This window comes from Legionella maceachernii (assembly GCF_900167045.1).
Taxonomy (GTDB): Bacteria; Pseudomonadota; Gammaproteobacteria; order Legionellales; family Legionellaceae; genus Tatlockia; species Tatlockia maceachernii.
In genome coordinates this window covers 1-23,229 of the sequence record NZ_FUXJ01000015.1, presented here as the reverse complement: position 1 = coordinate 23,229, position 23,229 = coordinate 1, and the positions used below count along the sequence as shown (strand labels likewise).

Genomic DNA, 23,229 nt, shown 5'->3' with positions numbered 1-23,229 from the left:
CGCGCAATCTCACACTAAACTGCTTTTAAACCCTATCGAGTGACATTTTTTATTTGAAGCTTCACTGTTTCCGGGATGAGATTCCTTAAGAATAAACATTGCAATGAGTAAGCTAATAAAATAGCAACAAGGCAATACGAAAAGTGCATGATTATAACTTTGAATAGTATACACGGGTACCTCATTTACTATAGTCCAACCCGAACTGTGCTTAAGGAAAATGCCTACAAGTGGTTGAAATATTGCCCCACCTACTAACACGGAAAGATTATTGAATCCTGAGGCTGTTCCTACCAGCTCTGGAGGGTTATTGTCTTTAACCACAGCGAAACTCACTGTTTGTCCACCCGCACCGAAACCAAACATAAATAACACTAAATACATCCAATTAATAGAAACATTGGGCAAATACAATAAAATAACGGTCGCCCCTAACCCAAAAACAGAGCTAATGGCTAAAGCTAAACGTCGACTATAAAATCGATCACTCACCCATCCAAGCAAAGGACTGCCAACGCCGATACCCAACCAAATCATCGAGCAGAGACCTGATGCTGCAATAACACTTATTTGGTATTTTTGTTGTAAATAAGGAACTCCCCATAACGCCGCAAAAACAGCGATTGGTGTCCAAATCGTGAAAGCATAAGCCCCTATTATCCAAGTATAAGAGCGGTGGCATACACTTAAAAGGCGTCGCCATTCCTCTTTAAACTGACGTTGTGGTAGAGATTGGGTCGATTGATGAGGATAATCTCGTATTACAAACCAGATAAGTGCCGCTAAAGCCAACCCAATCACAGCCAGAATAAAACTCGCATAACGCCACCCTACTTGCTCTATCAAGGCAGCTAATGGCACCTCACCAAACATAGCACCAACGGAACTCATGAGTTGGGCAACACCAGCAAGAAAGGCAAACTGTTGCGGCGGAAACCATCGTGATACTAAGACTAAAACCCCGATAAATGAAAATGCAGACGCTATACCAATCAGTAAACGTCCTAAAGCTGCTGTAAATAAACTGTTTGTTGAGGCAAAGAAAAAAGATCCAACTGCACATAAAATTAAAGCACAAGTCATTAATTTACGTGGACCGTACCGATCAAAAAGTAATCCAGCAGGGAGCTGCATCGGTGCATAAGCATAAAAATAGAAAGCCGAGATAATACCAAATCCAGCAGCACTCACTTGGAAGGTTTTCATCATTGAATCAGCCATGACGCTAGGCGCTACTTGCAATACAAATTCATACAGATAAAACGTGGCGGATAATAAAAAGACAACGTAAGCGCTAAATTTGCTCGGTATTTGAGTAGTAGTGTTTTGTGTGTCCAAGGCGATATCTTAACTGGTTGAAAGATACCATTACACCCTAAGCTAATTTAATTTGTCAATGCCCTTAAGAGAGATTCATGGTTATTAAGTTAATGCTACAGTTCTGCTGTTTACCTATGTCCGCGGAATGTAGCATTAGTGTTCGTTTTCTTAATTTATAGGCGGTGCGGGATAAATTGCACCTAATATTGTGGTGCGCTTTGCTCCCGTAATCTGACTTAAATCCAAGGGGATCTTATTTAAGGTTTTCTCCGCAAGCCAAGCAAACATTGTTGCCTCAATGAAATCAGGACTGATATGAACTGAATCCGTGCTATTCACTTTGATTTTGGGAAGTAAATGAGTTAAGGCAGTGAGTAATGCGCCATTGTGCGCTCCACCACCGCAAATTAAAAGCTGATTAGGCGCTTGGGCTTCCTTTTTTATTCCTTCCGCTATCGCAGTTGCAGTCAACATTAACAAAGTTGCTTGCACATCATGTACTGAATACGCAGGTTGTAAATGGCTCTCTAGCCACGCTAAGGAGAAATATTCTTTGCCAATACTCTTAGGCTGTTTACGCTGAAAATAAGGATCAGCAAGCATTTTGTCCAATAAGGGTGCGATTATTTTTCCTGATGATGCCCAAAGGCCGTTTTCATCATAATCATGACCAAGGTTTCTTTTTATCCAGGCGTCCATTAAGCAATTGCCGGGGCCTAGATCATACCCGCTCACAGTGGTCTCATTGGCAAGATAAGTCACATTGGCAATTCCACCCACATTAATCACTGCAAGAGGAAAATCACACCCTTTAAAAAGCGCTTGATGATAAAGAGGAGCAAAAGGCGCACCCTGCCCGCCCACCACTAAATCACGGGTTCTAAAATCAGCAACCACGGTTATTCCTGTTAATTCTGCGATGGTATGGGGGCAACCTAATTGGACAGTGTAAGGAATATCTGCAGTAGCATCATGGCAAAGGGTTTGTCCATGACTACCAATTGCTTGTACTGCCTCTCTAGGTAAGTGAACTGTATTCATTAATTCAAGAGCAGCATGAGCAAACTCTCTTCCTAATAAAGTGTTCAATTGACTGTAAGCTTTTAATGTGGTTCTTTCATTATTAAGAGTCGCATTGAGGTAGTGTTTTGTTTCTAGGCTATACGGCCGAGTAATTCCTGCTATAAAAGAACTGGAGGATAAATCAACAAGAGCAGCATCAATGCCATCCATGCTTGTACCCGACATTAATCCAATAAATAATTTTTTATTAGTTAAGCTCATTTTTATCCTATTTTTCTTTTTGAAGGCATTAGTATTTGCCCTTGAACTATCCTGCGAACTGCATAAACTATTGCATATCTAGCAATGAAAATACTTCGGTATTTATTACGAAATAGAGTGTCTATGCCCAATACAACCCCATTTTGGTATTTAGGGATTTTATCTGCATTTTCTTTACTTACCTTTGATTTATATCAACCGGCTCTACCTACTATAACGACGTATTTTAATACAACTCAAGCTTTAGGTCAGTTAACTTTGAGCCTATTTTTTTTAATTTTTGGACTTTCCCAATTAGTTTGGGGGCCATTGATTGACCATTTTGGGCGCCGACATACGTTGCAAGCAAGCTTGTTAATTTTTTTTCTTGCTACCTTGGGGTGTATTTTTTCTAAAAACATAGAGATGTTAATTATTGCAAGAATAGTTCAGGGTTTTGCGGTTTGCTGTGCTAATGTGGTTGCTTTTTCATCTTCACGCGATCAAGACGACAGCACAGACCGAGCGCGAGTTATTTCTTATATTTCAATGATCGTTTCTGTTTCACCGATTTTTGCCCCACTCATTGGCTCAGTGATCTTTACCCAATACGGTTGGCAAGCAACATTTGTGTTAATGGCACTCCTTTCTGTCTTCCTTCTTATCAGCGCAAAATTTACTTTAAAGGAATCTCCCCACTGGCAACCCTCCCAAGAAAGCTTTCTTTTTCGCACTTCCCTTGCCAGCTATAAAAAAATCTTAAGTCATCGCCGATTATGGATTGGTATCTTTATCATTACCGCATCTTATTCTTGCGTCATGATAGTGATTGTTACAGCTTCTTATTTAATTATTGAGAATTTAAACTATTCGCCCTTTACTTTTGCTGTTGCTTTTGGCATTAATGGCTCGATGCTCATCGTAGGTAACTACATGGGTATTAAATTAAGAGAAAAAAAATCACTGCCTTGGAATATACATTTGGGTAGTTTATTGATGATTTCAGGCTCTTTCATTATGCTAATTCTCTTTAATATCGAAGGGTTAAGTCTAATAACCTTAGTCCCTGTGTTAATCATTTGTTTAGGGATAAGCATTACTAACCCTCCCACTTTTTCCCTGGCATTGTCTGATTATCATCAAGAAGCAGCCACTGCCACAGCAATAATCAATACCATCAGGATGACCGTTGCTGCCATTATTGCTGGAATACTTGGCAGTGTGATTATTTATCGACCTCAGATACTCGCAATCAGCTTACTTATTTGCTCTATAGTTTGCTGGTTTTTGAGTTTATTTATTTTCGAAAAAAACTGAGCGATACCTTACGGCTTAAATTTCTTAGAGTAATAGCCCCTTCCCTACGTCTTGCGGCTTGTTCGCGAGATCCAGACAGGATGAGAGATTACTGAATCTCGCGAACAAGCCGCGGGACGTAGAAGTAAGAAGAAGGCTATTACCTCTTAATCCTAAAGCAATGATAAAAATTTTCTGTGGTTTGTTGTGCGATTTCTTCGTAGCTGACCTGACGGAGTTCACTTAAGGCCATTGCTACGTATTTAACTAGCGCCGGATGATTTTGTTTGCCTCGAAAAGGCACCGGGGCTAAGTAAGGAGAATCTGTTTCTATGAGTAAGCGATCTTTAGGAATTTTTTTTGCCACTTCATGTAAAGCAGTCGCATTTTTGAAGGAAACGATGCCCGAGAGAGAAATGTAGAAATTCATATCGAGTGCGCGCTTAGCCACATTCCAATCTTCTGCGAAGCAATGCATTACCCCGCCAATGTCATGAGCCTTTTCCTCTTCCATGAGCTTTAAGGTATCTTCTGCCGCTTGTCGGGTATGAATAATTAAAGGCTTGGAGGTCGAAAGCGCTGCCTGAATATGAGTTCGGAAACGCTGTCTTTGATGTTCTTGAGCTTCCCCTATCTCAGTGCGGTAGTAATCGAGTCCTGTTTCACCGATCGCGATGCAGGCTGAATGTTTTGCTAAATCCATAAGCGTGGACTTTGAAGGTTCAATAGCGACCTCAGTGTTTGGATGTAAACCTACCGAAATACTTATATTTGGGTAATTTTCAGCCAATTGACAAAGGGCGGGAAAATCATCGAGCTCTACGCAAACACAGAGAAAATGTTCGATCCCGTTCTCTCTGGCACGAATCAAAACGTTACTAATGTCATTATCAAAATCAGTTAAATCAATGAAATTAAGGTGGCAATGGGAGTCAACAAGCATAATGTGTTATATAGGTTATTGGTTTATGCTTAATTTTAGCATGGTCATGAAATCTAAGGTAATAGCTCACGCCCAAGTTGCGTCGATTTGTAATCTAGCAGTAGACTCTCAAGCATTAAGCTTTGACTGAAAGCGATATTGCTCTGTCGTTTTCTCGTGATCTCATTGATTTGGTCAAGCTGCTTAAATAAATGAACTAACTCAAAGTATTGCGCTAATTCATTAAGCCCTTTCGTCCAGCTTTTTTCAATCCGGTTTCCATTCAATTTGTAATCAATTAATTGAGCATTAATTAAATAAATTAACCACATCAAACTATTAAAATCGTACGCTCCCCATTTATCAGCTACGGCACATACGGATGATTTGTTTGCCATAAAATTTCTTAGGTCATCAACAATTGTTGAAAGTTGGCTAAAAAGAAGACCTCTCTCAGTTTCAACAGTGTACTCTTCAGCTGCGGTTAAATAATCTGTTTTTATATAATCAGTGGATGAAAATCGCCATTGCTGACAACGACTGATTATAGTGGCGGGTAAAGTGCTTATTTGTTCAGCAATCAAAAGAAAGTTCACCGATTCAGGTGGCTCTTCAAGGAGTTTTAATAAAGCATTTGCCGCTGCCGTGTTCATTTTTTCTGCAGAATTAATGATGAACACTCGTCTCCCAGACATCTGTGCAGAAGTAAAAGCAAGAGGATGTAAGTCGCGAATTTGATCAATCTTAATGACGCCACCTGCTTTATCCGGTTCAAGAGAGCAAAGATCAGGATGCTCTTTTATCTGCAGCAAACGACACGATTTACAAAAGCCACAAGGTTTCTGCTCATCAAGGCAAAGCAGTGCTGCCGCTATTTGATAGGCAAAATTAATGATTGCTGTAGGTTGTACACCTATTAAAAGCAAGGCGTGCGGTATACGCTGCTTAGCTCTGATTGATTGAAATCGCTCCCACAATAAGCGGGATGACTCAGATTTTTTTATCGATTGCATTATTTAAAAAAACGTTCAATTGAGTTCTTATTGATTCTTGCACTGTTTCTAAGGGTTGACTAGCCTCAATCAAAATAACATTGTCCATGGATTTGATCAGCTGGAGATAGCTCTTTCGAATTTGAGTGAAAAAAGTCAATGATTCTTGTTCAATTCGGTCAAAAGCTCCACGAGTTTTTACTCTGCGTAATCCTTGCTCGGGATCGATATCCAAATAAAAAACAAGGTCAGGCTTAAAACCGCGTAAACAAAAAGAAGATAGACTATGAATCATGTCTTGATCCAATCCTCTACCGCCACCTTGATAGGCAAACGTGGATAATTCAAATCGATCCGCCAATACCCAACATCCATTCTCTAAAGCCGGACGTATGATTTGTTCGACAAGTTGAACTCTGGCTGCATAAAGCAACAATAATTCACTTCGCGGATCCAGCGTTTCACCATCAACTTTTTCTTTAATGAGATGACGAACCGCTTCACCAATTCTTGTACCACCTGGTTCACGAGTCATCACCAAATCGGGCACTGCATGTTGCAAACACTGTTGGATTGTTTCAATGGCCGTGGATTTACCGGCTCCTTCGAGGCCCTCAACTACAATAAACCGTCCTCGCTGCGTCATGGTATTCTCCCTATTTTTGGTATTGACCAATGGCTTTTTTCTGTTCTTCGTAAGTAGCAGAAAAGTGGTGAGAGCCGTCGCCTTTGGCTACGTAATAAAGATAATTGGTCATTAAAGGATGAGCAGCGGCGTCAATTGCTTCTTTGCCCACCATTGCAATTGGTGTTGGTGGTAGACCACGGTGCAGATAGGTATTGTAAGGTGAATTGACACCCATGTCTTCATGAGTTAATTTACCATTGTAATTTTTCCCCAATGCATAGATAACAGTGGGGTCCATCTGTAACGGCATGTTTTTTTTGATCCGATTGACAATTATTCCTGAGATGATCTTTTTCTCGGCAGACAAAGAGGCTTCTTTTTCTAGAATTGAGGCCGCAATGAGTAGTTCGTAGGGTGTTTGATAAGGTAAATTTGGGCTTCGATGTTGCCAACTTTCATTCAAGTGTTGTTGCAATTTTTGGTTTGCGAGTCGCAATAAAAATTTAGCTTCGCTCCCTGCATTGTAATTATAAGTATCCGCAAGTAATAAACCTTCCGCACTGGAATAATTGCCTATAATAGGTACCCAATCACTGGGCTTATATTCTAAGTAAGGCGCGTTTTGTAAATTTGCAATGACTTGATTTAGAGTAGTTCCTTCAATAATACGAAAAGACACGACAAGAACTTCTCCTGCCTCCACTTTATAAAGAAAATGAAGAGCTGATTCGCCTGGTACTATTTGATAAATTCCAGCTTTTAAGCGATGAGCAAGTCCTTTATAGCGGATCAGCGCAAGGAATAGTCGATGAGATTTTATAAGGTGTTTGGATTCAAGCATCCGCACAAAATCAGAGGCAGAAGTATTTCGATCGATAATAATTGTGATAGGAGCACTTGTTTTATCGATCATTGGTTTTGTTAAGATGGAATAGAATTTATAACCAACTACCAGTAATACAATTAGCCCCAATGCCAGACTGAAGATCAATACTGACTTAAAGCGGCCCCTTTCCATCTAAACTCGCTTAAACAGCAAACTTCCGTTAGTTCCACCAAAACCAAGAGAATTGCTTAACACATACTCAATTCGTCGCTTTTGAGCGTGATGAGGCACATAATTTAAATCACATCCTTCATCAGGATTATCCAAATTAATGGTGGGTGGAGCGATTTGATCTTTAATCGCTAAAACGCTAAAAATCGCTTCGACTGCTCCCGCGGCGCCAAGTAAGTGCCCTGTCATTGATTTAGTCGAGCTCACTGCCAATTGATAGGCATGTTCACTGAACACTCGTTTAATCGCCTTGGTTTCGTTCATGTCATTAAGATAAGTCGAAGTGCCGTGAGCATTGATGTAATCAACTTGTGTGGGATCAATACCTGCATCTTCAATTGCTGCAATCATTGCTCTTGATGCCCCATCGGCGTCTTCATCAGGCGCTGTGATATGGTATGCGTCACCTGACATGCCAAATCCAACGAGTTCAGCATAAATCGTTGCTCCACGGGCTTTTGCCTGTTCATATTCTTCAAGCACCAAGACTCCTGCGCCTTCACCCATGACAAAGCCATCCCGATCTTTATCCCAAGGACGTGATGCTTTTTCAGGCGCATCATTGCGTTTAGATAAAGAACGTACTGCGGAAAAACCAGCTAAACACAATGGCGTGGATGTCATCTCAGCACCGCCACAGATCATTACATCGGCATCGCCATAAGCAATCATGCGTCCTGCTAAACCTATATTATGAGTACCCGTTGTGCATGCAGTCACGACAGAAATATTGGGCCCTTTAAGGCGATGCTTAATGGATATTTGGCCTGCGACCATGTTGATGATTCCAGCAGGAATGAAAAAAGGTGATACCTTTCGTGGACCTCCACTGACCAGCTTGTCTTGATTGTTGGTAATTGTTTGAATTCCGCCAATTCCTGCGCCTACCGCAACTCCAGCACGACGGGAAAGTTGTTCATCAATAACCAATCCAGAATCTGCTATTGCTTCCTCAGCAGCAGCCATCCCGTATTGGGTGAAGAGATCCATTTTGCGAGCCTCTTTAAGCGGCACATAGTTTTCCACATTGAAGTTCTTAACTTTAGCCCAAATTTTAGTTGGGTATTCAGTTGTATCGAAGTCTTCAACCATGCCGACACCACTTTTCCCAGCTAAAATATTTTGCCAGGTTTGTTCAACATTCAAACCGACTGGGGTGAGCATCCCCATGCCGGTCACAACAACACGCCGCTTAGTCAACGAGAGCTCCTTGAAGAAGGATTAAGCTTCTTCTTTGTTAAGGTTTGATTCAATATAATCAATTGCTTCTTGAATAGTAGTAATCTTCTCAGCTTTTTCATCAGGAATTTCTGTTTCGAACTCTTCTTCCAAAGCCATTACCAATTCAACAGTATCCAGTGAGTCAGCACCTAAATCATCAACGAAAGATGCATCGTTTCTCAATTCATTTTCATTAACGCCCAATTGTTCTGAAACAATTTTCTTAACTCGTTCTTCAACTGTACTCATAACTTGTATTTCCTCTTAAGATTAAAAAAATTTTTATGCAGGCTAGTTTATTCATTTATTCAAAGAACGCAAGCGATTTTCAATCCATGTACATGCCACCATTCACATGAATAGTCTCACCGGTTATATAATTTGCACTATCAGAAGCTAAAAAAGCCACCGCTTCGGCAATATCCTCAGGTCGTCCTAATTTTTTCATCGGAATACGTTTTAGCAACTCTTCTTTAACCATATCAGGGAGTGCATTGGTCATATCCGTATCGATAAATCCGGGAGCCACCACATTCACAGTAATACCACGGCTGCCGATTTCTTGAGCTAGCGATTTTGTAAATCCGACTACGCCTGCTTTGGCTGCTGTGTAGTTTGTTTGTCCGGAATTACCACTTGAACCGACTACAGAACCAATAGTGATGATTCGTCCCCAACGCGCACGAAACATCGGCTTAAGGCAAGCTTTAGATAATCTAAATATAGCATTCAAATTAGTTTCTATTACTTTATACCATTCTTCATCATCCATTCTCAGCAATAAGTTATCGCAGGTAATACCGGCATTATTCACAAGGATGGAAGGAAGCTTGTCTTGGTCGGAAAGCTGAGTCATTAAATTTTCCACACCTTCTTTGCTTGTTACATCCAGTACAACCCCTTCTCCTGCAATATGCTCTTGGGCAAACAGGGTTGAAATTGACTCTGCTCCTTGAGCAGAAGTAGCTGTTCCTATAACATAGGCCCCTCTTTTTGCAAGTGTTAGAGCCACAGCTTGACCAATTCCTCTGCTTGCACCCGTAACGAGTGCAGTTTTACCCTGTAAATTTGTCATCACCATTCCTTAATAAGTTTTCTCTTTAACGTTTAGTTGAGTTAATGCTTGATTTAAGCTCGCGCAATCATTAACACTAACAGTTGATAAATCACGTTCAATCCGTTTTATCAGCCCATTTAATACTTTTCCTGGACCACACTCAACTACATAGTCGACTTCATTTTTCTTCATCAGCTGAATGGTCTCAACCCAGCGTACTGGACGATAAAGCTGTTCTTTAAGAAGCGTTCGTATTTGAGCAACCGAGCGATAAATACTGAGATCCACATTAGAAATCACGGCTGCTTCTGGGATTTTAAAATTTGCTTTCGCAAGATACTCTTCAAAAGCCGCAGCGGCCTCGATCAATAAAGGGCAATGACAAGGTACGCTGACTGGGATTATCTTAGCTAAGCGTGCCTCCATTTCTTCAGCAAGGTGCACAGCACGTTCGACTGCTGCAGTATGACCTGCAATAACTACCTGCCCTATTGCATTGTAATTTGCTGGAGTAACCTGGGAATCTGCAGCACTTGCTTGCGTACAGATTGATTGAATTTGTTCATCGGTTAAGCCTACTATTGCAGCCATAGCCCCTTGGCCTAACGGAATATTGCTTTGCATTAATTGACCGCGCTTGGCCACCAGTTGGGCTGCATCGGGTAAATTTATTGCGTCAGCACAAACTAAGGCAGCATACTCCCCTAAACTATGACCTGCCATCATTTGGGCAGATCCTAAACCCTGTTTTTGTAAAAGTCTAAAAACAGCGACGTCTGCAGTGAGCATAGCCACTTGAGTGTATTCCGTTTGATTTAACTGGGATTCAGGCCCTTGTTGTACTAATTGCCATACATCATAGCCAAGCTCATCAGAAACTTGTTTAAAATAATCAACAATAAAAGGATAATTATCAGCCAGCTCGGATAACATACCAACCTGTTGAGAACCCTGGCCTGGGAATACATAAGCTACATTAAACATACTTATTCGCTCCAATTCACAAATCAACTGGGCATGCCCTAGTATCGTATAACCATTGCGCCCCAAGTCATTCCAGCACCGAAAGATTCAATCAGTAGTAAATCACCTCGTTTAATGCGTTTTTCACGAATAGAATAGTCTAAAGCTAAAGGGATTGACGCTGCAGAAGTATTTCCCTGATTTTCAATGGTTACAATCACTTGTGACATCGGTAGATTTAATTTTTTCGCTATAGCCTGGATAATGCGAAGATTAGCCTGATGGGGAATCAGCCAATTAACATCCGATTTTTGCAAGTGACAAGTCTGAAGAATTTCGTCGACGACATCACCCATGATGTTAACAGCTAGTTTGAAAACCTCATTGCCACGCATGCCGATGAATTCCCTTTTCTCCGGGCTTACGGAATTAGGATAAGTTAAGTAGCCTTCATGGTCATGCAAAGCATGGAGCGTGCTACCTAGAATACCAGGCTTATCACTCGCACTGAGCACAACCGCTCCGGCACCATCGCCAAACAATACGCAAGTGGATCGATCAGTCCAATCCAATGCGCGCGACATGCTTTCGCTACCAATAACCATAACATGTTTTGCACTACCCGAGGTGATGTATTGTTTAGCGACATCCATCGCATAAACAAAACCACTACATGCCGCACCAATATCAAAAGCAGGTATTGGTTTCGCTATATTAAGTGCTTTTTGTACATGGCACGCCATGCTGGGGAAAAAATGATTGGGTGTACACGTAGCAACTAAAATAAGATCGAGATCATCAGCCTCTATATCAGAAGATTCAATGGCTCTCACTGCGGCTTGGCAAGCCATATAAGAGGTGGTTTCTTGCTCAGAAGCTATTCGCCTACTGCTTATGCCGGTTCTTGATAAAATCCACTCATGACTAGTATCTAAAGTAGATTCCAAATCCTTGTTTGTGACTACACGTTCAGGTAAATAACTACCAGTTCCATTAATAACGGCATTTTTCATAGTAGCAAACCTTGATTGATAAAATCAGTTATTTGTTCCCGTACCAAGTCAATCACATTATTCTTAACTTCTAACATGGCTTCTTCGATCGCGAATTGAAATGCAAATTCACCAGCACCACCATGACTTTTAACCACGATGCCATTAAGACCCAAAAGGCTTGCACCATTATAGCGCGCGGGATCCATACGTTTTTTTAAATGGCCTAAGGCAGGCAAAGCAACCAGTCCGGCAAATTTGGTAAGAAAATTTCGCGAAAATGATTCTTTAAGCAAGGAGAGCATTAATTTAGCTAAGCCCTCGCTTGCTTTTAAAGCAACATTGCCTACGAAACCATCACACACAACCAAATCCACTTCACCGGAGTAAAAGTGATCCCCTTCCACATAGCCGACATAATTCATCAAATTGCATTCAGCAAGCATGTGCGCGGTGCGCTTAACTTGGTCATTACCTTTGATTTCTTCTACACCAATGTTCAATAAACCAATTTTAGGTTTTGGTTTTTTATCCACTGCTTGAATAAGAGCAGAACCCATCACAGCAAATTGAAAAAGATGTTCAGCGCAGGAATCGACGTTGGCTCCCAAATCAATGACACGGGTTCTTCCGCGCGCTGTAGGTAATTCAGCGATAATCGCTGGTCGATCAATGCCAGGCAATGTTTTTAACACAAAACGGGCAGTTGCCATAAGTGCACCGGTATTACCAGCACTTACGCAAGCCTGGGCACGGCCTTCTTTCACTAAATTAATAGCTACTCGCATGGAAGAATCTTTTTTATTACGCATCGCATGAGATGGCAATTCATCCATGGCGACAACTTCCGAAGCGTGCACAACCGAAAATTGGTTGTTTTGGGCTACGCCAATTTTTTTCAGATGGGCATTTACCTGATTTTGATCACCAACCAACAACAACTTCAAATCAGGGTTGTGTCGAGCGGCACGAACACAAGCAGGAATCACAATTTTTAGTCCATGATCCCCGCCCATCGCATCAATTGCAATGGTGATATTTTTCAAGCCAATTACTCTTGTTCTTCGTAAACGTTATCAGTATCTAATACTTTGCGACCGCGATAATAACCATCTTCGGTAATGTGATGACGACGGTGAGTCTCGCCGGTAGTTGAATCAACTGATAAAGTTGGTTTAGTTAAAGCATCGTGGGAACGACGCATGTCACGACGAGAGCGTGATTTTTTATTCTGTTGTACAGCCATTGTATTACTCCTACACAATTTGCATTTGCTGGGGCGGAATATTACCGATTTTTTGTCGGCAATCCAAGTGTTACGCAATAATTTCTATATTATTCTTGCTCTAACGTGATGAATTTAGCAGCTTCGCTGTTGCATTCATCGATTAAAGGATGAAATTCAGGTGCATAGAGATGCAATTCATCAGTTAATAACTCTGCAAGGTCAACTTGATTGTTATTGGAGACAATGCTTTCGTATTTTTCCAATAATTTTTCAGCCATTTCTTCAGTGGGACAAACCGCTAATATCGTTTGATTGAGATAATGATAGAAAAACTCATCTAAACAGCGTTGACAAACCAATTTTAACATAGCATCCACATTTAGCGTCAGCAGATAATAATTATCACACGTTTTCACTTCAAACTGACAATTTAGAGAGCACGGAGAGACTATTCGAGCAGGCAATCGTTCATGCAACTCCACTTTTACCGTCTGAGTTCCTTTTATCGCGTCATTTTTTAAATTAATTAACATGAAATTACTTTTAATATTAATTTTAAATTCCTATATTATACCGTAAAATAGAATTTTTTTTATACATATTGCTATTTTATGAAAGCTAAAGTGATTGTTGGTATGTCTGGGGGCGTTGATTCTTCGGTTGCGGCCTGGCTTTTGCGTGAGGAAGGATACCATGTTGAAGGCTTGTTTATGAAGAATTGGGAGCAGGATGACACAGAAGGTTATTGTGCTGCTGCGCTTGATTTAGCTGATGCACAAGCGGTTTGCCAACAATTGAATATTCCCTTGCACACAGTCAATTTTTCAAAAGAATATTGGGATCGCGTGTTTGCACATTTTCTTAATGAATATGAACAGGGACGAACGCCTAATCCTGATGTTCTCTGTAATAAAGAAATTAAATTTAATGCTTTTTTAAATCATGCTTTGAATTTAGGTGCTGATTATATCGCTACTGGACATTATGCAAAGGTGCAGAATGGCGCATTATTGAAGGCAAAAGACAGGGAAAAAGATCAAACCTATTTCTTGCACGCAGTGGATCCCTCAGCCTTAAAGAAAGCCTTGTTTCCCATTGGTGATTATCATAAAGCCCAAATCAGAGAGTTTGCGAAAGAGCTTGGTTTAGTCACCCATGATAAAAAAGACTCCACCGGAATTTGCTTTATTGGTGAAAAGCGGTTTAAAACTTTTTTAAAAGAGTTTATCTTAGCCAAACCCGGCGATATCAAAAATACTGAGGGAGAATATTTAGGCCGTCACGATGGATTGATGTATTATACGTTGGGACAGCGCCAAGGGCTTGGGATTGGAGGAAGGCCAGACGCAAGCGAAGCGCCTTGGTATGTTGTGGATAAGGATTTAAAAACCAATACATTGGTTGTTGCGCAGGGGAATAGTCATCCCATGCTTTATTCGCAAGGCCTTCTTTGTGGTCCTATACATTGGCTGGCTGATTACAACGATCATTTACCGCTCACATGCTACGCGAAAACACGCTATCGACAGCTTGAACAGGCTTGTCTGGTTTCTCCTGAAAGTAATAATGAGCATTGTGTGATGTTTTCAACTCTGCAAAGGGCAGTCACACCGGGGCAATATATCGTTTTTTATGATAAAAATCAGTGTTTAGGTGGTGCGATAATAGAAAAAATTATTCGGTAGTATAGTACAATAACAATATAACGTAATATTTACTACGACGATTTAATTCGGAGTTTTTTATGAGTGCAATCAATGCGTCACCCTCCTCTTCAGGTATTTATTTCTCGGTAAGCGCAGCAGATAAAGTTGCGTCTTTAATTGCCGAGGAAAAAAATCCCAGCTTGAATCTGCGAGTTTTTGTCACTGGCGGAGGATGTTCTGGTTTTCAATACGGATTTACTTTCGATGAGAGTATTCAAGAGGATGATACAGTCATTGAGCAAGCCTGCTCAGATGGCAAGTCATCCGTCAAATTATTAGTTGACTCAATGAGTTATCAATACCTAAGTGATGCAGAAATCGACTATGTGGAAAACCTTCAGGGTGCACAATTTGTCATTCGCAATCCTAATGCAAAAACCACTTGTGGGTGCGGGTCATCCTTCAGTGTAGATGATGACGATGAGTTGATGGGTGAAGAAGAAAAGTAATATTTTTTTGTCATCCTGAGCAGTAGCGAAGGACCTCCTGAACTAGGCTACTGCCAAAGGGTCAGGAGGTCCTTTTTGCTTAGAATGACATGCTTTTAATAAGGTTTTACAACCACAGTAGAGCCAATATGCAAGAAATTTTGATTTAGCCAACGTGCTGCTTCGGGAGAAACGCGAATACATCCGTGGCTTGCATTGTAATTTGGCATCTCATAGGAGCCGTGAACAGCATAATTGCTTGTGAAAAACATACAGTAAGGCATTTTCGCGCCACCTTTGCCAACAGGATAACGACTAGAACGGCATCCCGCCCCACCCTTACTAAGCACCGAATAGGTCCCTGTAGGCGTTCTACAAGAGCGGCCAATGTCTCGGCAATATTTACTACCACCAATGGCTTTACCTGATCGGATTACCTTGCCATCTTTTACTGCTTTCCAAGTCAATGTACGCGGATTGAATATAAAGCTATTTGAGGCAAGAACCATCATCTTCGGTGAGTCGAAATCGGGGGAAGCAGCAATGGCGATATGTTCAGAAGTTGCAAAGAAAAAGCCAAATCCAACAGCAAAATATAACAACTTACGAGGTTTCATTCTTTCCATGATTTCATCCTGTAGTTGACCATTCCTGAATCTAACTATAGGACAAAATTTGCACATTTCAAATTTTTTTATTCAGCTTCCCAAAGATCTTTGCCTGATTTTTTTATTAAAAACTGAATAAATTCCTCATGACGGCGCAATTCTTCTTGGTCCGCTGAAAGTATAGGAGACTCACTCACGAGTTGTTCTGTTGGTTGATGAATAATAATCTCGGAATGAGTAATAAGTTCCACGGTATCGTCAAAGAGATCAGCCTGTCCGCCAGTCATGGCTAAATAAACCGAAGCTAATATTTCTGCGTCAAGCAAAGCACCATGCAAGGTACGGTTGGAGTTATCTATCTCATACCGCTTGCAAAGTGCGTCTAAGTTATTTCGTTGCCCAGGATGTTTTTCTTTAGCTAAAATCAACGTATCAATCACAGAGCAACGATTTCTGATTTCAAAACTGGAGTTAATGAGTTTTAATTCTGTGTCTAAAAAACCAATATCAAATGGGGCGTTATGGATGATCAATTCAGCGCCATCAATGAATTCAATCAACTCGTTAGCAATTGCTTTGAATGAAGGCTTGTCTTGCAAAAACTCTGTACTTATCCCATGAACACGGAAAGCGCCTTCATCCACAGCGCGTTCTGGATTTAGGTACACGTGAAAATGATTTTTGGTCAATCTTCTGTCGATTAACTCCACACAACCAATTTCAATAATTCGATGTCCTAACTCTGGACCAATACCGGTTGTCTCTGTGTCTAAGACAATCTGCCTCATAGAAAACCTTAAATAAATGAGAAAAGAAGTCACTTCAAAACGGGAGATATTGGCTTAAAATGGTGGTTAATGTCAATGATTGTTCCTTTTTACAGTTCACGAATAAAGCGCATTTCTTTAATAAAGACATGGTGGCTTGAATCTACGATGGCAGTGAGCTCTAAATGAGGTAAGCGATCTTAGGGGAGTTGCTGACAAGAGTCGCTTCGCAAGGGACAGCAATGGCGCAAAGGAGAGCTTGTGCATTCTGTGCTGGGTAGATGTTGCACTCGAAATGTTGTGATACCCTTCATGTCGTCCGAACGTAGTGAGGGAATCTCTTAGTGCAATGTTGGCAGGATAAGCTTGCTGTTATGATGAACTTAAAAGTTCTTCGATGGCACGATTCGCTAGAGCATCGGCAAGTTCATTTTCTGGATGCCCAGCATGCCCTTTTATCCAATGCCAGATAATGGTGTGTTTAGAAGCCAGCTCATCAAGTTGTTGCCATAGATCGGCGTTTTTAACTGGTTCTTTTTTGGAGTTGCGCCAGCCTTTCTGCTTCCATTGCATTAGCCATTCAGTCATTCCCAAACGCAAATATTGCGAATCGGTAAACAAATTAACAACACACGGCCGTTTGAGTGCGGATAATGCTTTAATCGCTGCAGTGAGTTCCATGCGATTATTTGTGGTGTGTGCTTCACTGCCATACAGCGTTTTTTCATGGCCATTATACCGAAGCAAGGCCCCCCAACCGCCTGGCCCTGGATTGCCTTTGCAAGCGCCATCCGTATAGATTTCAACACTCATAGAAATAAATCATCATAAGGCTTTGTCGTTGGGTCGATAGCATACACGGAAAAATCGGTAACACCAGCTTTCGTTAATACTTCTTCATCAATAAAAAAATGGCCGCTTATTGACTTAGCCGGTTGAGATAAAATCCAATAGGCGGCATCGGCCACAATCTCTGGTTTCCGACTGGCTTTGTAAATAGCATCGGGAAAATGCACGCGAATGGCATCAGTTGCAATGGTTGTTCTGGGCCATAAAGAGTTCGCGGCAATCCCATGTTGTTTGAGCTCTAAAGCCAATCCTAAAGTGCACATGCTCATCCCATATTTGCTTATGGTATAAGCAAGGTGAGGAGCAAACCATTTTGAATCCATTGTCAAGGGAGGGGATAAGGTAAGGATATGAGGATTTTGTGATTTTTTAAGATGAGGAATTGCCGCTTGTGAACACGCAAACGTTGCACGAGCATTAACCGATTGCATTAGATCGTAACGTTTCATAGGAGTAGAAAGCGTATCGGTTAAATGGATTGCACTTGCATTATTTATTAAAATATCAAGTTTACCGAACCGTTCTATCGTCTTTTCGATGGCGCGATGAATTTGGTCTTCGTCACGCACATCAACCATTAAGGGCAACGCTTGTCCCCCAAGTTGCTCTATCTCACGAGCCACAGAATGTATCGTGCCCTTAAGGGTTGGATGGGGCAAGTCTGTCTTAGCAGCAACGGTGATGCACGCTTTGTCGCGCGCAAATTTATGAGCGATCGCTCTACCGATGCCTCGACTCGCCCCTGTGATGAATAATACCTTTGTCATCCTCTTCCCCCCATTTTAAGTCAATGCAAAATCACCATCGAGGATTTTTTGTTTAATTATGGCAATATCAGGCGCAAAATACCGATCGGTGGTATAAGGATCAACAAAAGCCCTGACTGTTGCATAAACCGCTCTAAGTTTTGGTGAAGTAGTTAAAGGTTTATGGAACTCTAATCCTTGGCAAGCAGCTAATAGTTCAATCGCAATAATAGTGGCTGTATTATCCACCATCGCATGCAAGCGTTTTGCAGCATTAGTGGCCATTGACACGTGATCTTCTTGATTCGCTGAAGTAGGGATACTATCCACACTATGCGGGTGAGCCAGTGCCTTATTATCGCTTGCACAACTCGCTGCCGTAACATGAGGAATCATAAACCCAGAATTCAATCCTCCCTCTTTAACTAAAAATGGAGGCAATCCACTAAAATGCTTATCGATGAGCAAGGCTATACGTCGCTCTGCATTAGCCCCTATTTCCGCAAGAGCCAAAGCAAGATTATCAGCAGCCATTGCAATCATCTCACCGTGAAAATTGCCACCTGAAAGGATATCTTCTTGCTCAATAAATACCAATGGATTATCTGAAATGGAATTGGCCTCGACTTGTAGCGTTTCCCCCACAAACTGCATTTGATGTAATACAGCCCCCATAATTTGTGGTTGGCATCTCAAAGAATAAGGATCTTGTACCCGTTCACAATGCCGATGCGATTCACGAATAGGGCTATCCGCAAGCAATTCGCGATACAAGGCCGCAACGTCACGCTGGGCTTGGTGCCCACGCGCAAGATGGATGCGATCATCAAAAGGAATATCGCTTCCACAAGCCGCATCCAAAGATAAGCTCCCTGCTAATACAGCCGCCTCAAACAACAATTCGGCACTAAAAAAAGCATTCATGCAAAGTGCTGCTGAAGGCTGTAAGCCATTTAACAACGCCAATCCTTCTTTGGGCGCTAATTCCATGGGGCTTAATCCAGCAATTTTTAACCCCTCTTCAGCACTCAGAACTTTCCCTTCATAACGCACTTCCCCCTCCCCTAATAAAGGCAGGGAGAGATGGGCGAGTGGAACTAAATCCCCTGATGCACCCACAGAACCTTTGGCAGGTACGCAGGGGTAAATTCGTTGGTTATAAAGACGAATTAGAAAATCAATTAATTCGTTTCGCACACCCGAATACCCCTGAGCCAAGCTATTGATTTTAAGCAATAATATTAATGCAACAACGCCATCAGAAAGAAGCTCCCCTGCCCCACAGGCATGCGAAAGTACAATATTACGTTGCAATTGCTTTAAGTGCTCTTCCGAAATTCGGTGATTCGCAAGTGAGCCAAATCCGGTATTAATGCCATAGATAGTTCTTTTATCCGCAATCACCTGATGGACAATGCGGCAGGAAGCATCAATCAGGGGTACAGCACTCTCATCAAGGACACATTGCTTATTCTCTTTGAGTATTGATTTGATCATTTGCAAACTCAGTTGCCCAGGTATCAATCTAAATGATTCGGTCATTGCGCGGGCTCTCCAATGGCTTCCATTGGTAACCATAAATTGTTTTCTTTGGCACATTGTTTAGCCAATTCATACCCTGCATCAGCATGACGCATCACACCAGTAGCCGGATCATTATGAAGGACGCGGCTAAGACGGGCTGCAGCCTTGTCCGTACCGTCAGCTACGATCACTAACCCCGCATGCTGAGAAAAACCCATACCCACTCCACCTCCATGATGAATACTGACCCATGTAGCTCCACTGGCGCAATTGAGTAATGCATTGAGCAGGGGCCAATCTGAAACGGCGTCACTGCCATCTAACATCCCTTCTGTTTCGCGATTTGGGCTGGCTACCGAGCCCGAATCAAGGTGGTCTCTACCAATAACAATGGGGGCTTTGACTTCACCACGCTTGACCATCTCGTTAAATGCTACTGCCAAACGAGCCCTGTCTTTTAAACCCACCCAACAAATTCTCGCCGGTAATCCTTGGAACGCAATCTTCTCACGAGCCATATCAAGCCAACGATGCAAATGATTATTCTGAGGCATCAATTCTTTAACTTTCTGATCTGTCGCGTAAATATCTTGTGGATCACCTGACAACGCCACCCAGCGGAATGGTCCTATTCCTTCACAAAATAGAGGGCGGATATATTCTGAGACGAATCCTGGGATTGAAAAGGCGTCATTAACTCCCATTTCGAAAGCCATTTGCCGAATATTATTACCATAATCGAAAACAGGGATGCCTTTCTGTTGGAACCCGAGCATGGCTTTGACTTGCTCAGCAATCGATTTTTTTGCAGCAACGATAACCTCCTCTGGTGAGCTTTTTCTCATTTTTTCCGCTTTTTCTAAAGACCAGCCTTTCGGTAAATAACCGTTGAGAGGATCATGAGCGCTTGTTTGATCGGTCACTAAGGAGGGTAAACTATTGCGCCGCAATAACTCAGGATAGATTTCAGCAGCGTTACCTAGAAGCCCAACCGATAAGGGTGTTTTCTTCTTTAAAGACTCTTCTATCCATAACAATGCTTGTTCAAGATCATCTGTCGATTTATCGAGATAACGTGTCTTTAGGCGCTTCTCAATATGAGACTGGTCACATTCAATGGCAAGTATACTTGCACCAGCCATTGTCGCCGCCAGTGGTTGTGCACCGCCCATCCCTCCCAATCCTGCAGTAAGAATCCATCGTCCAGACAAATCCCCTTTAAAATGCTTTTTGGCACAAGCGGAAATCGTTTCGTAGGTGCCCTGGATAATCCCTTGCGAACCAATATAAATCCAACTGCCCGCGGTCATTTGGCCGTACATCATGAGCCCTTTTTTATCGAGCTCATTAAAATGTTCCCAGTTGGCCCAATGCGGTACTAAATTAGAATTCGCAATTAAGACACGCGGCGCATCTTCATGGGTCGTAAACACACCCACTGGTTTACCGGATTGGATAAGTAACGTTTGGTCATTATTGAGTTTTTTAAGGACTTCGACAATTTTATGGAAACATTGCCAATTGCGTGCTGCACGGCCAAGTCCCCCATAGACAATTAAAGCGTCGGGATTTTCAGCAACTTCAGCATCTAGATTATTACATAACATTCGCAAGGCGGCTTCAGTAAGCCAAGTTTTTGCTTCCAGCTCGGACCCGCAATTCGCTTTGATTTGACGGCAATTTGTATTTACAATTATCATCCTTTCTCCATCCTGGATCGGTCTGAGCTATCATACACTAATGATTTATGCTCGTGAAAGACAAAATTACTTGTTTTAATACCCGACAGTATGTAAAACATGAAAACAGTATGATAAACTAAAGGGACCCAAGAGCTATTTAAGAAATTACTGTGCATAACGAATTAAATCAATTGGCCTCGCACCCACCGTCATTAAGGGTTTTCTTTGCTACTGAAATGTGGGAAAGATATGGTTTTTACGTTGTTCAATCTTTACTTGCTCTCTACCTTGCCCTTCATTTTAAATGGCCTGATGATCAAGTTTACGCTTTAGTAGGCTCTTTTACTGCTTTAACCTACCTTTCACCGGTCATTGGGGGATGGATTGCTGACCATTTAATTGGTCAAAAAAGAGCTATTTTAGCGGGCGCCGTGTCTCTGTGTTTTAGCTATCTAGTCTTAACATGCCTGACTTCTGATGTGGTTTTGACGGCTGCCTTAGCGGGTGTTGCAGTGGGTACAGGATTACTAAAGCCGAACATCTCATCACTTTTAGGTAATGAATACGATGTTGGCTCTTCAAAGCGCGAAAGCGGTTTTACTATTTTTTACATGGGAATTACCACGGGTATCATTTTAGGCACCACTTTACCTAGCCTGTTAAAAGACCATTTTGGTTGGTCCATTTCATTTGCTAGTGCTGCTTTTGGGATGATCATTTCTTTTGCTGTGTTTGCTTTCGGTGCCTATCGCTACAAAATTGCTGATTACCATCCTTATGAATTTCGTTTAGAAAAATTGATTAAAGCGATAGGCATGATCGTTGTGTTATGGTTAATTTCTTTCTCTATCTTGAATTTCCCTATTTTCGCGGATGCAGCCTTCGGTGCAGTTGTTCTCCTATCGTTGGTTTATTTATTTTATTCAATTAAGCGCGAATCGCCGCATCAAGCCAGACAAACAGCCGTTATCGGATTATTGTGTGTGATCTCGGTGATGTTTTGGGCCTTTTATTTTCAGATGTTCATGTCTTTAACTCTATTCATCTCACGCGTGGTGGAGCCCAAATTGTTGGGTATTGCTTTTCCTCCACCTTACTACGTAAGTATTCAAAGTATTGGCATGATTGTCTTTGGCTACCTGCTTTCACGCAGTAAAGCACAACTTACTCTTGCCCAAAGCGGCATTCGCACAGGGAAAAAATTCTTGTTAGCCATGCTTTTCATGACGGCAGCTTATGCCCTTATTACCCTCGTTTGCTCTAATTCTACTGGTGCCACTTTGTTATCGCCTCTCTTTTTTATCCCTGCTTATTTGCTTATTTCTATTGCTGAATTGTTATTATCTCCTGTTGGTTTGTCTGCCATTACCGTGCTCGCTAGCCGTAAGAAAGTAAGTACCATGATGGGAATCTTTTTTGTCTCTTTAGGCATCGGGGGCTTCTTATCAGGAAAACTTGCTTCACTTACCTCTGTAAAATCAGAATCGTTGTCCATCCTTGAACTGAAAACCCATTATACGCAAACTTTTTCCACCCTCTTAAATATCTTAATCGTTGCATCCATAATTTGTTTCGTGCTTTATCGGGTGATAAAAACCCTTTTATCCCGTCATAATGTCGCTGCAACAAATCATTTAATTAATTGTAACTAGGGTCTGTTGACAATTCACCTGCCGCCTACGTGCCGCGGCTTGTCCGCGGCATCAATAGATGGTCAAATTAAAAGCTGAACTACCTAATTCATTGATTAATGAAAGCAAATTCATAATATAACGGCTCAGATACCAAGTATAAAACGAGTTTGCAATGCTAAGACTTATGCTCAATGACGAGCGTTGGTCAAAGCTGAGGGAGATCATGCTACAGCACAGGATTTATGACAAGCCCAATCTCCGTAGGATAGTGGAGGCAATGTTATATCGCATGCGGGTTGGGTGCCCTTGGCGTGACCTACCGATAGATTTTGGATGCTGGAATTCA

General features: G+C 41.7%; 25 protein-coding genes. 5 read left to right on the top strand and 20 right to left on the bottom strand.

Annotation, left to right across the window (positions count from 1 at the left end):
* Positions 1 to 9: 9 nt before the first annotated feature.
* Positions 10 to 1,338 (bottom strand): MFS transporter, encoded by a 1,329-nt coding sequence (locus B5D33_RS12605; RefSeq protein ID WP_058451618.1) that lies wholly within the window; start codon positions 1,336 to 1,338, stop codon positions 10 to 12.
* Positions 1,339 to 1,488: 150 nt separating this feature from the next.
* Complete coding sequence (locus B5D33_RS12600; protein WP_058451617.1) at positions 1,489 to 2,604, bottom strand: anhydro-N-acetylmuramic acid kinase; 1,116 nt, start codon at positions 2,602 to 2,604, stop codon at positions 1,489 to 1,491.
* 123 nt (positions 2,605 to 2,727) lie between these two features.
* On the opposite strand from B5D33_RS12600, the gene B5D33_RS12595 reads away from it, so the two are divergent.
* Positions 2,728 to 3,900 carry a multidrug effflux MFS transporter gene (locus B5D33_RS12595; protein ID WP_058451616.1) on the top strand — a complete coding sequence of 391 codons (1,173 nt, stop codon included), beginning with the start codon at positions 2,728 to 2,730 and terminating at the stop codon, positions 3,898 to 3,900.
* A 139-nt stretch (positions 3,901 to 4,039) separates the two neighbouring features.
* On the opposite strand, the gene B5D33_RS12590 is transcribed toward B5D33_RS12595, so the two are convergent.
* The 12 genes from B5D33_RS12590 to B5D33_RS12535 all read right to left on the bottom strand — a co-directional run bounded on the left by B5D33_RS12590 (position 4,040) and on the right by B5D33_RS12535 (position 13,472).
* Positions 4,040 to 4,822 carry a TatD family hydrolase gene (locus B5D33_RS12590; protein WP_058451615.1) on the bottom strand — a complete coding sequence of 261 codons (783 nt, stop codon included), beginning with the start codon at positions 4,820 to 4,822 and terminating at the stop codon, positions 4,040 to 4,042.
* A 53-nt stretch (positions 4,823 to 4,875) separates the two neighbouring features.
* The gene (locus B5D33_RS12585; RefSeq protein WP_058451614.1) at positions 4,876 to 5,814 is read right to left on the bottom strand and encodes a DNA polymerase III subunit delta' C-terminal domain-containing protein; all 939 of its coding nucleotides are present in this window, start codon (positions 5,812 to 5,814) and stop codon (positions 4,876 to 4,878) included.
* Positions 5,792 to 6,439: a dTMP kinase gene (gene tmk, locus B5D33_RS12580; RefSeq protein WP_058451613.1), complete on the bottom strand. Its 648-nt coding sequence runs from the start codon at positions 6,437 to 6,439 to the stop codon at positions 5,792 to 5,794. The genes B5D33_RS12585 and tmk overlap by 23 nt, the downstream gene beginning before the upstream one ends.
* Before the next feature lie 10 nt (positions 6,440 to 6,449).
* Positions 6,450 to 7,439, bottom strand: coding sequence for an endolytic transglycosylase MltG (mltG, locus tag B5D33_RS12575; protein WP_058451612.1), 990 nt, complete (start codon positions 7,437 to 7,439; stop codon positions 6,450 to 6,452).
* Positions 7,440 to 8,678: a beta-ketoacyl-ACP synthase II gene (fabF, locus tag B5D33_RS12570; RefSeq protein ID WP_058451611.1), complete on the bottom strand. Its 1,239-nt coding sequence runs from the start codon at positions 8,676 to 8,678 to the stop codon at positions 7,440 to 7,442.
* Between the two features lie 21 nt (positions 8,679 to 8,699).
* On the bottom strand, positions 8,700 to 8,948 hold the full coding sequence (acpP, locus tag B5D33_RS12565) for an acyl carrier protein (RefSeq protein ID WP_058451610.1): 249 nt from the start codon (positions 8,946 to 8,948) through the stop codon (positions 8,700 to 8,702).
* A 79-nt stretch (positions 8,949 to 9,027) separates the two neighbouring features.
* Complete coding sequence (fabG, locus tag B5D33_RS12560; protein ID WP_058451609.1) at positions 9,028 to 9,774, bottom strand: 3-oxoacyl-ACP reductase FabG; 747 nt, start codon at positions 9,772 to 9,774, stop codon at positions 9,028 to 9,030.
* A 9-nt stretch (positions 9,775 to 9,783) separates the two neighbouring features.
* Complete coding sequence (gene fabD, locus B5D33_RS12555; RefSeq protein ID WP_058451608.1) at positions 9,784 to 10,740, bottom strand: ACP S-malonyltransferase; 957 nt, start codon at positions 10,738 to 10,740, stop codon at positions 9,784 to 9,786.
* A gap of 38 nt (positions 10,741 to 10,778) precedes the next feature.
* Positions 10,779 to 11,732: a beta-ketoacyl-ACP synthase III gene (locus B5D33_RS12550; protein WP_078767447.1), complete on the bottom strand. Its 954-nt coding sequence runs from the start codon at positions 11,730 to 11,732 to the stop codon at positions 10,779 to 10,781.
* The gene (plsX, locus tag B5D33_RS12545) at positions 11,729 to 12,757 is read right to left on the bottom strand and encodes a phosphate acyltransferase PlsX (RefSeq protein WP_058451607.1); all 1,029 of its coding nucleotides are present in this window, start codon (positions 12,755 to 12,757) and stop codon (positions 11,729 to 11,731) included. The genes B5D33_RS12550 and plsX overlap by 4 nt, the downstream gene beginning before the upstream one ends.
* Positions 12,758 to 12,762: 5 nt before the next feature.
* Positions 12,763 to 12,957, bottom strand: a complete 195-nt coding sequence (gene rpmF / locus B5D33_RS12540; protein ID WP_058451606.1) for a 50S ribosomal protein L32 — start codon at positions 12,955 to 12,957, stop codon at positions 12,763 to 12,765.
* An 89-nt stretch (positions 12,958 to 13,046) separates the two neighbouring features.
* The gene (locus B5D33_RS12535) at positions 13,047 to 13,472 is read right to left on the bottom strand and encodes a YceD family protein (protein ID WP_058451605.1); all 426 of its coding nucleotides are present in this window, start codon (positions 13,470 to 13,472) and stop codon (positions 13,047 to 13,049) included.
* A 78-nt stretch (positions 13,473 to 13,550) separates the two neighbouring features.
* On the opposite strand from B5D33_RS12535, the gene mnmA reads away from it, so the two are divergent.
* Together mnmA and erpA are read left to right on the top strand one after the other, a co-directional pair.
* Positions 13,551 to 14,624 (top strand): tRNA 2-thiouridine(34) synthase MnmA, encoded by a 1,074-nt coding sequence (mnmA, locus tag B5D33_RS12530; RefSeq protein ID WP_058451604.1) that lies wholly within the window; start codon positions 13,551 to 13,553, stop codon positions 14,622 to 14,624.
* Between the two features lie 59 nt (positions 14,625 to 14,683).
* Positions 14,684 to 15,094: an iron-sulfur cluster insertion protein ErpA gene (erpA, locus tag B5D33_RS12525; protein WP_058451603.1), complete on the top strand. Its 411-nt coding sequence runs from the start codon at positions 14,684 to 14,686 to the stop codon at positions 15,092 to 15,094.
* 95 nt (positions 15,095 to 15,189) lie between these two features.
* On the opposite strand, the gene B5D33_RS12520 is transcribed toward erpA, so the two are convergent.
* The 6 genes from B5D33_RS12520 to hutU form a co-directional block, all read right to left on the bottom strand.
* Positions 15,190 to 15,699: a L,D-transpeptidase gene (locus B5D33_RS12520; RefSeq protein ID WP_058451602.1), complete on the bottom strand. Its 510-nt coding sequence runs from the start codon at positions 15,697 to 15,699 to the stop codon at positions 15,190 to 15,192.
* Positions 15,700 to 15,767: 68 nt separating this feature from the next.
* A complete protein-coding gene (gene dnaQ / locus B5D33_RS12515; RefSeq protein ID WP_058451601.1) occupies positions 15,768 to 16,469 on the bottom strand; it encodes a DNA polymerase III subunit epsilon in 702 nt (233 codons plus the stop codon).
* Between the two features lie 351 nt (positions 16,470 to 16,820).
* A complete protein-coding gene (gene rnhA / locus B5D33_RS12510) occupies positions 16,821 to 17,261 on the bottom strand; it encodes a ribonuclease HI (RefSeq protein WP_058451600.1) in 441 nt (146 codons plus the stop codon).
* Positions 17,258 to 18,064 carry an SDR family oxidoreductase gene (locus B5D33_RS12505; protein WP_058451599.1) on the bottom strand — a complete coding sequence of 269 codons (807 nt, stop codon included), beginning with the start codon at positions 18,062 to 18,064 and terminating at the stop codon, positions 17,258 to 17,260. Before B5D33_RS12505 ends, rnhA begins: the two co-directional genes overlap by 4 nt.
* A 15-nt stretch (positions 18,065 to 18,079) precedes the next feature.
* A complete protein-coding gene (gene hutH / locus B5D33_RS12500) occupies positions 18,080 to 19,585 on the bottom strand; it encodes a histidine ammonia-lyase (protein WP_058451598.1) in 1,506 nt (501 codons plus the stop codon).
* Positions 19,582 to 21,267 (bottom strand): urocanate hydratase, encoded by a 1,686-nt coding sequence (gene hutU / locus B5D33_RS12495; protein WP_058451597.1) that lies wholly within the window; start codon positions 21,265 to 21,267, stop codon positions 19,582 to 19,584. The genes hutH and hutU overlap by 4 nt, the downstream gene beginning before the upstream one ends.
* A gap of 173 nt (positions 21,268 to 21,440) precedes the next feature.
* On the opposite strand from hutU, the gene B5D33_RS12490 reads away from it, so the two are divergent.
* Positions 21,441 to 22,901 carry a peptide MFS transporter gene (locus B5D33_RS12490; RefSeq protein WP_115304972.1) on the top strand — a complete coding sequence of 487 codons (1,461 nt, stop codon included), beginning with the start codon at positions 21,441 to 21,443 and terminating at the stop codon, positions 22,899 to 22,901.
* A gap of 154 nt (positions 22,902 to 23,055) precedes the next feature.
* On the top strand, positions 23,056 to 23,229 hold a 174-nt coding region (locus B5D33_RS12485), incomplete at its 3' end, for a transposase (protein ID WP_139364755.1).

Excerpts from the sequence above, each read along its gene's own strand:
- fabD (WP_058451608.1), bottom strand. The coding sequence starts at position 10,740 with ATGTTTAATGTAGCTTATGTATTCCCAGGCCAGGGTTCTCAACAGGTT.
- hutU (WP_058451597.1), bottom strand. The coding sequence starts at position 21,267 with ATGATAATTGTAAATACAAATTGCCGTCAAATCAAAGCGAATTGCGGG.
- tmk (WP_058451613.1), bottom strand. The coding sequence starts at position 6,439 with ATGACGCAGCGAGGACGGTTTATTGTAGTTGAGGGCCTCGAAGGAGCC.
- B5D33_RS12550 (WP_078767447.1), bottom strand. The coding sequence starts at position 11,732 with ATGAAAAATGCCGTTATTAATGGAACTGGTAGTTATTTACCTGAACGT.
- dnaQ (WP_058451601.1), bottom strand. The coding sequence starts at position 16,469 with ATGAGGCAGATTGTCTTAGACACAGAGACAACCGGTATTGGTCCAGAG.
- B5D33_RS12585 (WP_058451614.1), bottom strand. The coding sequence starts at position 5,814 with ATGCAATCGATAAAAAAATCTGAGTCATCCCGCTTATTGTGGGAGCGA.
- B5D33_RS12595 (WP_058451616.1), top strand. The coding sequence starts at position 2,728 with ATGCCCAATACAACCCCATTTTGGTATTTAGGGATTTTATCTGCATTT.
- rnhA (WP_058451600.1), bottom strand. The coding sequence starts at position 17,261 with ATGAGTGTTGAAATCTATACGGATGGCGCTTGCAAAGGCAATCCAGGG.
- B5D33_RS12520 (WP_058451602.1), bottom strand. The coding sequence starts at position 15,699 with ATGGAAAGAATGAAACCTCGTAAGTTGTTATATTTTGCTGTTGGATTT.
- B5D33_RS12535 (WP_058451605.1), bottom strand. The coding sequence starts at position 13,472 with ATGTTAATTAATTTAAAAAATGACGCGATAAAAGGAACTCAGACGGTA.
- B5D33_RS12590 (WP_058451615.1), bottom strand. The coding sequence starts at position 4,822 with ATGCTTGTTGACTCCCATTGCCACCTTAATTTCATTGATTTAACTGAT.
- rpmF (WP_058451606.1), bottom strand. The coding sequence starts at position 12,957 with ATGGCTGTACAACAGAATAAAAAATCACGCTCTCGTCGTGACATGCGT.
- acpP (WP_058451610.1), bottom strand. The coding sequence starts at position 8,948 with ATGAGTACAGTTGAAGAACGAGTTAAGAAAATTGTTTCAGAACAATTG.
- erpA (WP_058451603.1), top strand. The coding sequence starts at position 14,684 with ATGAGTGCAATCAATGCGTCACCCTCCTCTTCAGGTATTTATTTCTCG.
- hutH (WP_058451598.1), bottom strand. The coding sequence starts at position 19,585 with ATGACCGAATCATTTAGATTGATACCTGGGCAACTGAGTTTGCAAATG.
- B5D33_RS12600 (WP_058451617.1), bottom strand. The coding sequence starts at position 2,604 with ATGAGCTTAACTAATAAAAAATTATTTATTGGATTAATGTCGGGTACA.
- mltG (WP_058451612.1), bottom strand. The coding sequence starts at position 7,439 with ATGGAAAGGGGCCGCTTTAAGTCAGTATTGATCTTCAGTCTGGCATTG.
- fabG (WP_058451609.1), bottom strand. The coding sequence starts at position 9,774 with ATGACAAATTTACAGGGTAAAACTGCACTCGTTACGGGTGCAAGCAGA.
- mnmA (WP_058451604.1), top strand. The coding sequence starts at position 13,551 with ATGAAAGCTAAAGTGATTGTTGGTATGTCTGGGGGCGTTGATTCTTCG.
- B5D33_RS12505 (WP_058451599.1), bottom strand. The coding sequence starts at position 18,064 with ATGACAAAGGTATTATTCATCACAGGGGCGAGTCGAGGCATCGGTAGA.